The following is a 12,822-nucleotide window of genomic DNA, read 5'->3' as shown; positions in this document are numbered from 1 at the left end:
TCATATCGACTACACGGAGTCACTATGACTGCAAAATCCCTGCTGACCGCCCTGCTGCCACTGGTTTCCGATCTGTCCCGCGAATTGCCCGAAGGCGAGCGCTATCGGCGCCTGCTCGAAGCCATGCGTGCCCTGCTGCCGTGCGATGCCGCCGCCCTGCTGCGCATCGATGGCGAATGGCTGGTGCCGCTGGCCGTCGACGGGTTGAGCACCGACACCCTCGGTCGACGTTTCAAGATCAGCGAGCACCCGCGATTCGAAGCCTTGCTCAGCAGCCCGGGGCCGACCCGGTTTGCCGCCGACAGCAACTTGCCCGATCCCTACGACGGGCTGGTCGATGGCCTCGAAGAACATCTGGAAGTCCACGATTGCATCGGCTGCCCGCTGTTTATCGACGAGCGTCCCTGGGGGTTGCTGACCCTCGACGCCCTCGACCCCGAGCGCTTCGAACCCATCGAACTCGATGCCCTGCAAGCCTTCGCCAGCCTCGCCGCCGCCACGGTCAACGCCGCCGAGCGCATCGAGCGCCTGGCCAATCGTGTCGAAGACGAACATCAGCGTGCCGAGGTCTATCGCCAGGCCAGCGGTCAGCAGAACCGCGAGATGATCGGCCAAAGCAAGGCCCACAAACGGTTGGTGGAAGAGATCAATCTGGTGGGCGGCAGCGACCTGACCGTGCTGATCACCGGCGAAACCGGGGTCGGTAAGGAGCTGGTAGCCCAAGCCATCCACGCTGCCTCGCCTCGGGCGGACAAGCCGATCATCAGCCTCAACTGCGCAGCACTGCCGGAGACGTTGGTGGAGAGTGAACTGTTTGGTCACGTCCGCGGGGCTTTTACCGGGGCGATGAACGAACGGCGCGGCAAGTTCGAACTGGCCAATGGCGGTACGCTGTTTCTCGATGAAGTCGGCGAGCTGTCCCTGACGGTGCAAGCCAAACTGCTGCGTGTGTTGCAAAGCGGTCAGTTGCAGCGCCTGGGGTCGGACAAGGAGCATCAGGTCGACGTGCGATTGATTGCCGCGACCAACCGCGACCTGGCCGAGGAAGTGCGCAGCGGTCGCTACCGCGCCGACTTTTACCATCGGCTGAGTGTCTACCCCTTGCTGGTGCCGGCATTGCGCGATCGCGGGCGCGATGTGCTGCTGCTCAGCGGCTTTTTTCTGGAACAGAACCGCTCGCGCATGGGGCTCAACAGCCTGCGTCTGAGCAACGACGCCCAGGCTGCACTGCTGGCGTATACGTGGCCAGGGAACGTGCGGGAGCTGGAGCACTTGATCGGCCGCAGTGCGCTGAAGGCGTTGGGTAGCTGCAAGGAACGGCCGAAGATCCTCAGCTTGAGTGCGGCGGACCTGGATTTGCCCAATGGCAGCGTTGAAGTCGCCTCCGAGCAACCGACTGCCGTTCCCGTGGCATTGGTGTCGGGGGATTTACGCGAGGCCACCGAAAATTATCAGCGCCAATTGATCAGCGCATGCCTGGAACGCCATCATGACAACTGGGCAAGTGCGGCGCGTGAGCTGGGCCTGGACCGGGCGAACCTAGGGCGCATGGCCAAGCGATTGGGTATGAAATGAGCAAAGATCGCAGCCTTCGGCAGCTCCTACGTCGATCGCATTTCCCCTGTAGGAGCTGCCGAAGGCTCGGGCCGCGTTCGGACGATCTTTTGATCTGCCCGGCATTGATTGAAGCTAAAGCCTGCCCCCGACAAGTCGATAACCCGGCATCGATAGCTGTTGGCGATCCCGTGATCGCCCACCACCTTTTCCACAGAAGGTTTTTATGTCTTCCAACAACGCCCGCGCAGACTCACTTTCGCTTTTGCTGTTTACCTTGCGCAGCGGCAAGCTGATGGCGATCAACCTGCTGAAAGTCAGCGAAATCATCCCCTGCCCGCCACTGACCCGGTTGCCGGAATCGCACCCCCACGTCAAAGGCATCGCCACCCTGCGCGGAACTGCGTTGTCGGTGATCGACCTCAGCCGCGCCATCGGCGAGCGCCCTCTGGAAGACCCGAACGGTGGCTGCCTGATCGTCACCGATGTCAGCCGCTCCAAGCAGGGCCTGCACGTTCAGGCGGTGAGCAAGATCGTCCACTGCCTGTCCACCGACATCCGTCCGCCGCCCTTCGGCTCCGGCGGCGTGCGCTCGTACATCACCGGCGTGACCTCGGTCGACGGCACCCTGGTGCAGGTGCTGGACATCGAAAAGGTTATCCACGGCATCGCCCCGGCGCAGATCGAAACGGCCCCGACTGAACTGAGCATGGAAGACGCCGAAATCCTGGGCAATGCGCGGATCCTGGTGGTCGATGACAGCCAGGTCGCCCTGCAGCAATCGGTGCACACCCTGCGCAACCTCGGGCTGCAATGCCACACCGCGCGCAGTGCCAGGGAAGCCATCGACTGCCTGCTGGACCTGCAAGGCACCGCCCAGCAGATCAACTTGATCGTCTCGGACATCGAAATGTCGGAGATGGACGGCTATGCCTTCACCCGCACCCTGCGCGAAACACCGGACTTCTCGCACCTTTATGTGCTGCTGCACACCTCGCTGAACAGTGCCATGAACAGCGAAAAAGCCCGACTGGCCGGGGCCAATGCGGTACTGACCAAGTTCTCTTCGCCAGAACTGACCAAATGCCTGATCGAAGCGGCCAAGGCCGTCGCCGAACAAGGTCATTGAGTTTTGGCCGAGGATTATTGCTTTCTGCTGCGGCGTAACCTTGCCGAGGCGCTACCCGGCATCATCTGGCCTCAAGGGATTGTCCTGAGCGACTATCGCCCCGAACTGGCGCACGCCGTGCATCACTTGATGCAACGGGGCTATCAGGAGGGTGGCGGTCGCGTGCCGGCGCTGGATGCCTGGCAACAGCGTTTTGAAACCGACCCCGAATACGATCCGACCTTGTGCTTCATCGCCCTGGATGCCGAGGGTATCGTGGGCGTGTGCCAATGCTGGACCAGCGCCTTTATCAAGAATCTGGTGGTGCATCCGCGGGCTCAGGGCCGGGGATTGGGGCGGGCTTTGCTGCTGCATGCTTTCAGCGTGTTTCAGCAGCGGCGTGAAGGGTTTGTGGATTTGAAGGTATTGGAGGGCAATCTTCGGGCACAGCGGTTGTATGAAAGTGCCGGGATGTATGTGGTTCGCCGGGAGCCGGTTCCGGTCTGACACACCGCCATCGCGGGCAAGCCCGCTCCCACAGAAGCAGTGCCCCCTGTGGGAGCGGGCTTGCCCGCGAAGAGGCCGACACATTCAACACAAAACCATCAGGCATACTTCAGGCATTCGGCCAATCAAATGCCCAAGGATGCCTCAACCATGAAAGCTGCAACCCTGACCTTCCTCTGCCTCACCGCCCTCGCCTCCCAGGCCCAGGCCTCCAGCCCCGACGCCTGGGCCGCCTACGACAAAGCCGTGCTCGCCGGCTGCACCAAGGCCAGCGGCCTGAAGAATGCCAAGCCCGTCGGTAACGCCGCACAGTTCGATGACCGGGTCGGCTACACCGCAATGCTGCTGCAAGGCCAATACCCGCAAAAACACATGAAAGGCCAGCAAGGCACCGAGCTGTGCCTCTTCAACAAAAAAAGCAAAACCGCTTATGTGACCGAGTGGGACTCCATCCGCCCGACCGCCAAGGCGCAGTGACTGGCGCATTCCTTGCTTTGACACCCGCCTCAACGGTGGCTTTCTGTCGCCATTTCATACCCTCACATGCGACCGACTGCTCAATGAATACGACGTTTTCCTGCGTAGGGTGTGGCAAATGCTGCAACGACCACCACGTCCCCCTGACCCTGGCCGAGACCCGGATGTGGGCGGCCGACGGCGGTCAAGTCATCGTGCTGGTGGAAGGCTTCCTGGGCAATGGCCTGGGCTTGCCCGTGCAGCAACGCGAACATGCCGAACGCCGTTCGGTGGTGGTTCGAAGCGGCGAATCCGAGGCGTACGTGGCGATCACCTTTGCCGCCTACAACGTCGGCCTCTGCCGGAATCTTGACGAAGACAACCGCTGCCGCATCTACGAACGCCGGCCGCTGGTGTGCCGCATCTACCCGATGGAAATCAATCCACACATTCCCTTGAACATCGCGGTGAAGGAATGTCCGCCCGAGTCGTGGGAAAAAGGACCGGACCTGATCGTCGGTGGCGAACTGGTGGATCAGGAGCTTACAGGACTTATCCAGCGTTCACGTCAGGCGGATCGCGATGACATCCGGAGCAAAAACGCAATTTGCGCATTGTTGGGGATTCGGACTACAGCCCTGAAAGGCGACGGATTCACAGCGTACCTGCCGGACATGACCGCGTTTGCCGCGGTCATCGATCAGATCATTCAACAACCGCAGACCGCCGCAGGCAGTGACTGGCAATTCCACGTGTCGAGCGACGATATCGCCGGGCAAGTGCTGGCGGCCGGCGCGCAAGTGGCCACCGAGACGCCAGTCAACTATGCGTTCATTTCGTTGCGCGCGGCTTGACGATGGCAACGCGTGAAAGGGTCAGGTGGCAGTGTAGGCAACGCATTCGACTTCCACCCGAGCGTCCAGCACCAATTTATTGGCGGCGAAAGTCGTGCGGGCGGGCAACCGGTTCTGTGGGAAATAGCTACGGTACACCCCGTTCATTTCGGCAAAATCCTTGATATCGGCAAGGATCACCGTGCATTTGGCCACGTGTTCCAGAGAAGAACCGCTGCGTTCCAGTGCGCTACGCAGGTTCTCCATGGTCTGGGTCATTTGCGGGACTATGCCGCCCTTGACCAGCTTTCCATCATCACCGGCCCCGAGCACGCCCGACAAATACAGGGTCTGGTCGACTTGCACCGCTTCGGAGAATGACAGCCCTGCTTCAGCAGGGATGTAGCGCGGTGAATCCGGTGTCAGTTGCGACGCATAGCGCTGGATGATCGTGTAGTACTGGCGATTGCGTATGATTCGATCAAAGGCCGCATTCAGGTCGTCGCGCAGCGCAGTATCGGTTTTGCGCACGGCCAGGGCCACGCCGCTACCGAGCATCGGGTCCCTGACGGCGGGACCGACAAAGGCAAACGCCTGCCCCCGGGGCTGACTCAACAATGCCTCGTTGATTTCAATCGAGTCTTGCAGCGTGGCATCGATTTCACCCGCCAGCAGGCTGTCGATCAATTGGCTGTTGACGCTGAAACTGCGCACGGTCACTCCCGACGGAGCCCAGCGTGCTTGTGCGAAGGCTTCGCGACTGGTGCCCGCCAGGACGCCGATACGTTTGCCCTTGAGCGATTGCGTAACCGGGAGCAACTTCGAGCCCGCGCGAGCTACCAGGTGATTGCTCAAGGGATAAAGATCGTCGGTAAACTCAAGCCGTTCGAGGCGCGCGGGTGTCGCGGTCATCGGGATGATGACATCGAATTTCCCGGCTTCGAGGGCGTCGATGTTGGTGGCGTAATCCTGATCCACCCAGACACAGCGCGCCTTGAGTTCGGCACACAACGCGTTGCCCAGCTCGATATTCAAACCGACCAGCTCACCTTTGTCGTTACGGCTTTCGAAGGGTGGAACCAGCGCTTCGACGCCGAAACGGATCTGTGGTTCGACCGTAGTCGATGCACAGCCGGCGGTCAGGACTACCAGCGACATCGCAGAGATGATTTTTACCAGAGGCATTTCGGTGACCTTCGTGAAGCATTCAGGGACTTGAATACTTCACGAGTGGCCACCGACTTTCCTAGAGGACGAATCGCTCATCCTTGTGGGAACGGTCTCGGCTTCAGAAAGAACGGTTACCCCAAAAAACTGAACCGTCAGCGTTTGCCCATCGAACGACGCGTGCCCGGAGGCGCTGCGCCCGGGGTTTTGGTGTGACCATTCTTCGCGCCATTCTTGTACCAGGGTTGACTGGCATTCTTGGCTGCAGCCAGATCACCCGGTTTGAACGGGAACTTGAATGCCGGAATCGCGGCTTTGGTTTCGCTGTCTGCGCTGGAGTCGACGCTGTCTGGCAGGTCTGCCTGGTCGTCGCTCAAGGCGTCGGCAACCGGCGGTTGTGTCGGGGAAGTCATGAAAGCTCCGGGTGATGCAAAAGAGTCGGGCCCGGTCAGCGAGCCGCGAAAGGCGGCAGTATACCTGTCTCGGGAGCGGCAAGCTTCACGCCGCGGGGAAGTCTGTCGGGTTTTGTGGTGACGGGTGTGATGCCTTCGCTGGCAAGCCAGCGCCTACAGGAGCGCGATCTTGTGGTGACGGGTCTGACGCCTTCGCTGGCAAGCCAGCTCCTACAGGGGGTTGGCGTACACCACGAACCCCTGTGGGAGCTGGCTTGCCAGCGAAGAGGCCAGAACAGGCACCACACCACCCAAACTGACAGCGCCGTCAGTTAGCCGTCACCTTCCTGACGGGCGAACAGGTTTATAAAGGAAGGTATAAACCTGACAACACTCCGACCACCCAGCCCGGCGCCCCACTCGCATGCGAATTCAGAAAAAACCCGCCTTGATCGCCGGTCTGCTGATTGCCCTGGCAGCGCTGGGCACCTGGTACCTGACCAAGCCGGCCACGGCAAAACTGGCTGCCCCAACCGCCATCCCGGTGCGGGTGGTCGCCGTCGTCGAAAAAGACGTCCCCCGCTACGTCAGCGGCATCGGCTCGGTGTTGTCCCTGCACAGCGTCGTGGTGCGCCCGCAGATCGACGGCATTCTCACCAAAATCCTGGTCAAGGAAGGCCAACTGGTGAACAGAGGCGACCTGCTGGCGACCATCGACGACCGCTCGATCCGCGCCAGCCTCGACCTGGCCCGGGCGCAACTGGGCGAAAGCCAGGCGCAGTTGCAGGTAGCGCTGGTCAACCTCAAGCGCTACAAACTGCTGAGCGTCGACGACGGCGTGTCCAAGCAGACCTACGACCAGCAACAAGCCCTGGTCAATCAACTCAAGGCCACCGCGCAGGGCAATCAGGCCTCGATCGACGCCGCCCAGGTGCAGCTTTCCTACACACAGATTCGCTCCCCGGTCAGCGGTCGCGTCGGGATTCGTACAGTGGACGAAGGCAACTTCCTGCGCATGAGCGACACCCAAGGCTTGTTCACCGTGACCCAGATCGACCCCATCGCCGTTGAGTTTTCCCTGCCGCAGCGAATGCTGCCGACCCTGCAAGGCCTGATCAACGACCCACAGCGCGCCCGGGTCAAGGCCTACATCGGCGCCGACACCGACGGCGAAACCGGCAACCTGCTGGGCGAAGGCCATCTGACCCTGATCGACAACCAGATCAACGCCAACACCGGGACCATCCGCGCCAAGGCCGAATTCAACAACACCGGGCAAAAACTCTGGCCGGGCCTGTTGGTGACGGTAAAGATTCAGACAGCGCTGGATAAAGATGCGCTGGTAGTGCCACCCACTGTCGTACAACGCGGTCTCGATCAACATTTCGTCTACCGGGTCAACGGTGACAAGGTCGAAACCGTCCAGGTGCAAATGGTCTACCAAGGCAGCGGCCAGGACATCATCAAAGGCGTCAAGCCGGGCGACGTGCTCGTCAGCGATGGCCAGTCGCGCCTCAAGCAAGGCTCCACCGTCCAGGTCCTGACTGAGCCGCCGCAAGTGGTCCAATCGGAGTCGCAACCATGAAGGGGCACGGCTCGGTTTCGGCGTGGTGCATCGATCACCCGGTGGCGACGATCCTGCTGACCTTCGCCCTGGTATTGCTCGGTGTCATCGCCTTCCCGCGACTGCCGATCGCGCCGCTGCCGGAAGCTGAATTCCCGACCATCCAGGTGGCCGCGCAACTGCCCGGCGCCAGTCCGGAAACCATGGCATCGTCGGTCGCCACACCGCTTGAAGTGCAATTCAGTGCCATTCCCGGCGTGACCCAGATGACGTCGAGCAGCGCCCTGGGCTCGACCAACCTGACCCTGCAGTTCACCCTCGACAAAAGCATCGACACCGCTGCCCAGGAAGTCCAGGCCGCGATCAACACCGCCGCCGGCAAACTGCCCAAGGACATGCCGACCCTGCCCACCTGGCGCAAGGTCAACCCGGCCGACAGCCCGGTGCTGATCCTCAGCGTCAACTCGACCCAGATGCCCGGCACGGAACTCAGCGACCTGGTCGAGACCCTGCTCTCCCGTCAGATCAGCCAGATCGATGGTGTAGGCCAGATCAACATCACCGGTCAGCAACGTCCGGCCATCCGCGTCCAGGCCTCGGCCGACAAATTGGCAGCCATTGGCCTGACCCTGGCGGACATTCGCCTGGCTATCCAGCAGACCAGCCTCAACCTGGCCAAAGGCGCGTTGTACGGTGAGTCGAGTATCTCGACGCTGTCGACCAACGACCAGTTATTCCATCCGGACGAATACAGCCAACTCATCGTTTCCTACAAGGACGGCGCACCGGTTCACCTGAAGGATGTGGCCAAAGTCGTCAGCGGTTCGGAAGATGCCTACGTGCAGGCCTGGGCCGGTGATCGGCCAGGGGTGAACCTGGTGATCTCCCGACAACCGGGGGCCAACATCGTAGAGACCGTGGACCGCATTCAGGCGGCGCTGCCCGGCCTGGAAGCCATGCTGCCCGCCTCGGTACAGGTCAAGGTATTGGTGGACCGGACCCAGACCATCCGCGCCTCGCTGCATGAAGTGGAAGTCACCCTGCTGATCGCAATCATGCTGGTGGTCGCGGTCATGGCGCTGTTCCTGCGCCAATGGTCGGCGACCTTGATCGTATCGGCGGTGCTTGGTGTGTCGTTGGTCGCCAGCTTCGCCCTGATGTACATCATGGGCTTCAGCCTGAACAACCTGACACTGGTGGCGATCGTGGTCGCCGTGGGGTTTGTGGTCGACGATGCGATCGTGGTGGTGGAGAACATTCACCGTCATCTGGAGGCGGGCGACGGCATGCGCGAAGCGGCGATCAAAGGCGCCGGCGAGATTGGCTTTACCGTGGTCTCCATCAGTTTCTCACTGGTGGCGGCGTTCATTCCGCTGCTGTTCATGGGTGGTGTGGTCGGGCGGCTGTTCAAGGAGTTCGCCCTCACCGCGACCTCGACCATCATGATTTCGGTGGTGGTGTCCCTGACGCTGGCGCCGACCCTGGCTGCGTTGTTCATGCGTGCGCCGGTGCATCACGCCCACGATAAACCCGGCTTCGGCGAGCGTTTGCTGGCGTGGTACGAGAAAGGCCTGCGTCGCGCCCTCGCCCATCAGAAGTTGATGATCGGCGTATTCGGCCTGTCACTCGTGTTGGCCATCACCGGTTACATTTTTATTCCGAAAGGCTTCTTCCCGGTGCAGGACACCGGCTTCGTGCTCGGCACCACCGAGGCGGCCGCTGATATTTCCTACGGCGACATGGTGAAAAAACACCTGGCGATGGCCGAAATCGTTGCCGCCGACCCCGCGGTTCAGGCGTTTTCCCACTCGGTCGGCGTCTCGGGCAGCAATCAGACCATCGCCAACGGGCGCTTCTGGATCTCCCTGAAAAAACGCGCTGACCGCGACGTTTCGGCCAGCCAGTTCATCGACCGGATTCGCCCGCAACTGATGAAAGTCCCGGGCATTGTCCTGTACCTGCGCGCCGGCCAGGACATCAACCTCAGTTCCGGCCCGAGCCGCGCCCAGTACCAATACGTGCTCAAGAGTAACGACGGAGCGACCCTCAGTACCTGGACCCAGCGCCTGACGGAAAAACTGCGCAGCAACCCGGCCTTCCGCGACATTTCCAACGACCTGCAACTGGGCGGCAGCATTACCCACATCAGTATCGACCGTAGCGCGGCGGCACGTTTCGGCCTGACCGCCAGCGATGTCGACGAAGCGCTGTATGACGCTTTCGGTCAGCGGCAAATCAACGAATTCCAGACCCAGATCAACCAGTACAACGTGATCCTGGAGCTGGACACCAAGCAACGCGGCAAGGCCGAAAGCCTCAATTATTTCTACCTGCGCTCGCCGCTGAGTGGAGAGATGGTGCCGCTGTCGGCGCTGGCGAAATTCGATGCGCCGACCGTGGGTCCGTTGTCCATCGCCCATGACGGGATGTTCCCGGCTGCCAACCTGTCGTTCAACCTGGCGCCCGGTGTGGCCTTGGGCGATGCGGTGATCATGCTCAATCAGGCCAAGGCCGATATCGGCATGCCGGCCGCCATGAGCGGCAACTTCCAGGGTGCGGCCCAGGCATTCCAGAGCTCGCTGGCCAGCCAGCCCTGGCTGATTCTGGCGGCGCTGGTGGCGGTGTACATCATTCTCGGCGTGCTCTACGAGAGCTTCGTGCACCCGCTGACGATCATCTCGACCCTGCCGTCGGCGGGGCTTGGCGCGGTGATCATGCTGTGGATCTGGGGCCAGGACTTTTCGATCATGGCCCTGATCGGGTTGGTGCTGTTGATCGGGATCGTGAAGAAAAACGGCATCCTGATGATCGACTTCGCCCTCGAAGCCCAGCGCAAAGGCGGCTTGCCACCGGAAGAGGCGATTTACCAGGCCTGTCTCACCCGGTTCCGGCCGATCATCATGACCACCCTCGCCGCCCTGCTCGGCGCGCTGCCGCTGATGCTCGGTTATGGCACCGGCGCCGAACTGCGCCAGCCCTTGGGGATCGCGGTCGTCGGCGGCTTGCTGGTGAGCCAGGCGCTGACGCTGTTCACCACTCCGGTCATATACTTGTGGCTCGAGCGGCTATTTCATCGACCTGAACCCACACCACTATCGGTGCTGGCGACCACAGACTGAGGCGGGGTCATGCGCGTTCTGATTATCGAAGACGAGGAAAAAACCGCGGACTATTTGCATCGCGGCCTGACGGAGCAGGGTTACACCGTGGACCTGGCGCGCGACGGAGTCGGCGGCTTGCACCTGGCACTGGAAAGCGACTACGCGGTGATCGTCCTCGACGTCATGCTGCCGGGCCTGGACGGCTTCGGCGTACTGCGCGCGTTGCGTGCGCGCAAGCAAACCCCGGTGATCATGCTCACTGCCCGTGAGCGTGTGGAAGATCGCATCAGAGGCCTGCGCGATGGTGCCGATGATTACCTTGGCAAACCGTTTTCCTTCCTCGAATTGGTGGCACGGCTACAGGCGTTGACGCGCCGCAGTGGCGGCCATGAACCGGTGCAGGTGAGCATCGCCGACCTGTGGATCGATTTGATCAGCCGCAAAGCCACCCGCGCCGGTACTCGCCTGGACCTGACCGCCAAGGAATTCTCGCTGCTGAGCGTGCTGGCCCGTCGACAAGGTGAAATCCTATCGAAAACCGCCATTGCCGAAATGGTCTGGGACATCAATTTCGACAGCGACGCCAACGTCGTCGAAGTCGCGATCAAACGCCTGCGGGCCAAGCTCGACGGGCCGTTCGAAGAGAAATTGCTGCACACCATCCGCGGCATGGGTTATGTGCTGGAGAGCCGTGGTGTCCAGTAACTCGATTGCTCTGCGCTTGAGCGGGATGTTCACCCTGGTCGCGCTGCTGGTGTTCCTGTTGATCGGCTGGGCGCTCTATCAGCAAGTCGACAAAGGCCTGGGTTTGTTGCCCGAAGCCGAGCTGGATGCGCGCTACAGCGTGCTCGAATCCACCGTCGGCCGTTACGGCACGCCGGAGCATTGGGTGAAGATCAACAACAAGCTCAAGCTGCTGGGTGAAGAAGACAAGCGCATCAGTTTCTGGATCATCAGCGGCGACCCGCATTACGAATACGGCAACCTGACGCCGCAGATTCGCGCCTTTGCCCAGGGGCCGCTGGGCATGCGAGACCTGAAACTGCCGGATCAGCCTTATCCATTGAAGGTGCTGCTCAGCCAGTTTCCCGCCAAGGACCAGCGACCGCCGCTGCGTTTCATGATCGGCATCGACACCGAAACGTTTTTCCAGACTCAGCACCATTTGTTGATCGCCTTGATCAGCCTGGCGATCATCGGGGTATTACTGGCCTCGGCACTCGGCTATTGGGTGGCAAGGATCGGCCTCAAGCCATTGATCAAGCTGTCTCAGGAAGCCCAGCGCCTGGCCCCGCCATTGCGTTCCGGGCGGTTGCGACTGGCCTCACTGCCGCCGGAACTCAATCAGTTCGTCAACTCGTTCAACTCCACGCTGGAACGCGTCGAACAGGCCTACTCGCGCCTCGAATCATTCAACGCCGACGTTGCCCATGAACTGCGCTCGCCACTGACCAATCTGATCGGCCAGACTCAGGTGGCACTGACCCGTGGCCGTTCAGCCGAACACTACTTCGAAGTGCTGCAATCGAACCTCGAAGAGCTGGAACGGCTGCGTTCGATCATCAATGACATGCTGTTTCTCGCCAGTGCCGACCAGGGCAGCAAGGCCACCAAACTGACGTCCACCTCCCTCGCGGATGAAGTGGCAACGACCCTGGAATACCTGGATTTCATCCTCGAAGACGCCCAGGTCCAGGTGCAGGTCAGTGGCGATGCCCAGGTGCGGATCGAAATCGCTCATCTGCGTCGGGCGTTGATCAACTTGCTGAGCAATGCCGTGCAACACACCGGACCCGGGCAAGTGATTCAGGTGCGGATCGAGGTCGAGGAGCATCAGGTCAGCATCGGTGTCGCGAACCCGGGATCGCCGATTGCCCGCGAGCATCTGCCGCGACTGTTCGAGCGCTTCTATCGGGTCGATGCGTCGCGCAGCAACAGTGGCAACAACCACGGCCTGGGCCTGGCGATCGTCAAGGCGATTGCACTGATGCATGGCGGGGATGTGTTTGTGCGCAGTGATCACGGCATGAATACCTTCGGTATCCACCTGCCGGTCTGACCGCTCCCTTGTGGCGAGGGGGCTTGCCCCCGTTGGGCTGCGAAGCAGCCCCAATGGGTCCGGTCAGATACATCGCAAGGG

At 61.3% G+C, this 12,822-nt stretch carries 11 protein-coding genes; 9 read left to right on the top strand and 2 right to left on the bottom strand.

Features of this window, described 5'->3' with window-relative positions; all coding sequences use genetic code 11:
* Positions 1-24 precede the first annotated feature (24 nt).
* From norR to ACA062_RS04600, 5 genes are all read left to right on the top strand, one after another.
* Positions 25-1,575: a nitric oxide reductase transcriptional regulator NorR gene (gene norR / locus ACA062_RS04620; RefSeq protein WP_497455396.1), complete on the top strand. Its 1,551-nt coding sequence runs from the start codon at positions 25-27 to the stop codon at positions 1,573-1,575.
* Between the two features lie 205 nt (positions 1,576-1,780).
* Positions 1,781-2,683: a chemotaxis protein CheV gene (locus ACA062_RS04615; RefSeq protein ID WP_307338880.1), complete on the top strand. Its 903-nt coding sequence runs from the start codon at positions 1,781-1,783 to the stop codon at positions 2,681-2,683.
* A 27-nt stretch (positions 2,684-2,710) separates the two neighbouring features.
* Entirely contained in the window at positions 2,711-3,169 is a 459-nt protein-coding gene (locus ACA062_RS04610) for a GNAT family N-acetyltransferase (protein ID WP_497457362.1), read from the top strand.
* Between the two features lie 150 nt (positions 3,170-3,319).
* Positions 3,320-3,646: a hypothetical protein gene (locus ACA062_RS04605; RefSeq protein ID WP_497455395.1), complete on the top strand. Its 327-nt coding sequence runs from the start codon at positions 3,320-3,322 to the stop codon at positions 3,644-3,646.
* A gap of 83 nt (positions 3,647-3,729) precedes the next feature.
* Positions 3,730-4,479 (top strand): YkgJ family cysteine cluster protein, encoded by a 750-nt coding sequence (locus ACA062_RS04600; RefSeq protein WP_497455394.1) that lies wholly within the window; start codon positions 3,730-3,732, stop codon positions 4,477-4,479.
* Between the two features lie 21 nt (positions 4,480-4,500).
* On the opposite strand, the gene ACA062_RS04595 is transcribed toward ACA062_RS04600, so the two are convergent.
* Together ACA062_RS04595 and ACA062_RS04590 are read right to left on the bottom strand one after the other, a co-directional pair.
* Complete coding sequence (locus tag ACA062_RS04595) at positions 4,501-5,643, bottom strand: Rid family hydrolase (protein ID WP_497455393.1); 1,143 nt, start codon at positions 5,641-5,643, stop codon at positions 4,501-4,503.
* A 137-nt stretch (positions 5,644-5,780) separates the two neighbouring features.
* On the bottom strand, positions 5,781-6,038 hold the full coding sequence (locus ACA062_RS04590; RefSeq protein ID WP_007943495.1) for a hypothetical protein: 258 nt from the start codon (positions 6,036-6,038) through the stop codon (positions 5,781-5,783).
* A 403-nt stretch (positions 6,039-6,441) separates the two neighbouring features.
* Between ACA062_RS04590 and ACA062_RS04585 the strand changes: the two genes are divergently transcribed.
* The 4 genes from ACA062_RS04585 to ACA062_RS04570 are packed head-to-tail and all read left to right on the top strand — an operon-like array spanning position 6,442 to position 12,741.
* Positions 6,442-7,602 (top strand): efflux RND transporter periplasmic adaptor subunit, encoded by a 1,161-nt coding sequence (locus ACA062_RS04585; protein WP_497455392.1) that lies wholly within the window; start codon positions 6,442-6,444, stop codon positions 7,600-7,602.
* A complete protein-coding gene (locus tag ACA062_RS04580) occupies positions 7,599-10,700 on the top strand; it encodes a multidrug efflux RND transporter permease subunit (RefSeq protein ID WP_497455391.1) in 3,102 nt (1,033 codons plus the stop codon). The genes ACA062_RS04585 and ACA062_RS04580 overlap by 4 nt, the downstream gene beginning before the upstream one ends.
* 9 nt (positions 10,701-10,709) lie before the next feature.
* Positions 10,710-11,387: a heavy metal response regulator transcription factor gene (locus ACA062_RS04575; RefSeq protein ID WP_497455390.1), complete on the top strand. Its 678-nt coding sequence runs from the start codon at positions 10,710-10,712 to the stop codon at positions 11,385-11,387.
* Complete coding sequence (locus ACA062_RS04570; protein ID WP_497455389.1) at positions 11,377-12,741, top strand: heavy metal sensor histidine kinase; 1,365 nt, start codon at positions 11,377-11,379, stop codon at positions 12,739-12,741. The genes ACA062_RS04575 and ACA062_RS04570 overlap by 11 nt, the downstream gene beginning before the upstream one ends.
* The last annotated feature ends 81 nt before the right edge of the window (positions 12,742-12,822 follow it).

Source organism: Pseudomonas sp. LBUM1679 (assembly GCF_059695565.1).
This window is presented reverse-complemented; position numbering and strand designations above follow the sequence as displayed.

Excerpts from the sequence above, each read along its gene's own strand:
- ACA062_RS04615 (WP_307338880.1), top strand. The coding sequence starts at position 1,781 with ATGTCTTCCAACAACGCCCGCGCAGACTCACTTTCGCTTTTGCTGTTT.
- ACA062_RS04585 (WP_497455392.1), top strand. The coding sequence starts at position 6,442 with ATGCGAATTCAGAAAAAACCCGCCTTGATCGCCGGTCTGCTGATTGCC.
- ACA062_RS04575 (WP_497455390.1), top strand. The coding sequence starts at position 10,710 with ATGCGCGTTCTGATTATCGAAGACGAGGAAAAAACCGCGGACTATTTG.
- ACA062_RS04595 (WP_497455393.1), bottom strand. The coding sequence starts at position 5,643 with ATGCCTCTGGTAAAAATCATCTCTGCGATGTCGCTGGTAGTCCTGACC.
- ACA062_RS04600 (WP_497455394.1), top strand. The coding sequence starts at position 3,730 with ATGAATACGACGTTTTCCTGCGTAGGGTGTGGCAAATGCTGCAACGAC.
- ACA062_RS04580 (WP_497455391.1), top strand. The coding sequence starts at position 7,599 with ATGAAGGGGCACGGCTCGGTTTCGGCGTGGTGCATCGATCACCCGGTG.
- norR (WP_497455396.1), top strand. The coding sequence starts at position 25 with ATGACTGCAAAATCCCTGCTGACCGCCCTGCTGCCACTGGTTTCCGAT.
- ACA062_RS04590 (WP_007943495.1), bottom strand. The coding sequence starts at position 6,038 with ATGACTTCCCCGACACAACCGCCGGTTGCCGACGCCTTGAGCGACGAC.
- ACA062_RS04605 (WP_497455395.1), top strand. The coding sequence starts at position 3,320 with ATGAAAGCTGCAACCCTGACCTTCCTCTGCCTCACCGCCCTCGCCTCC.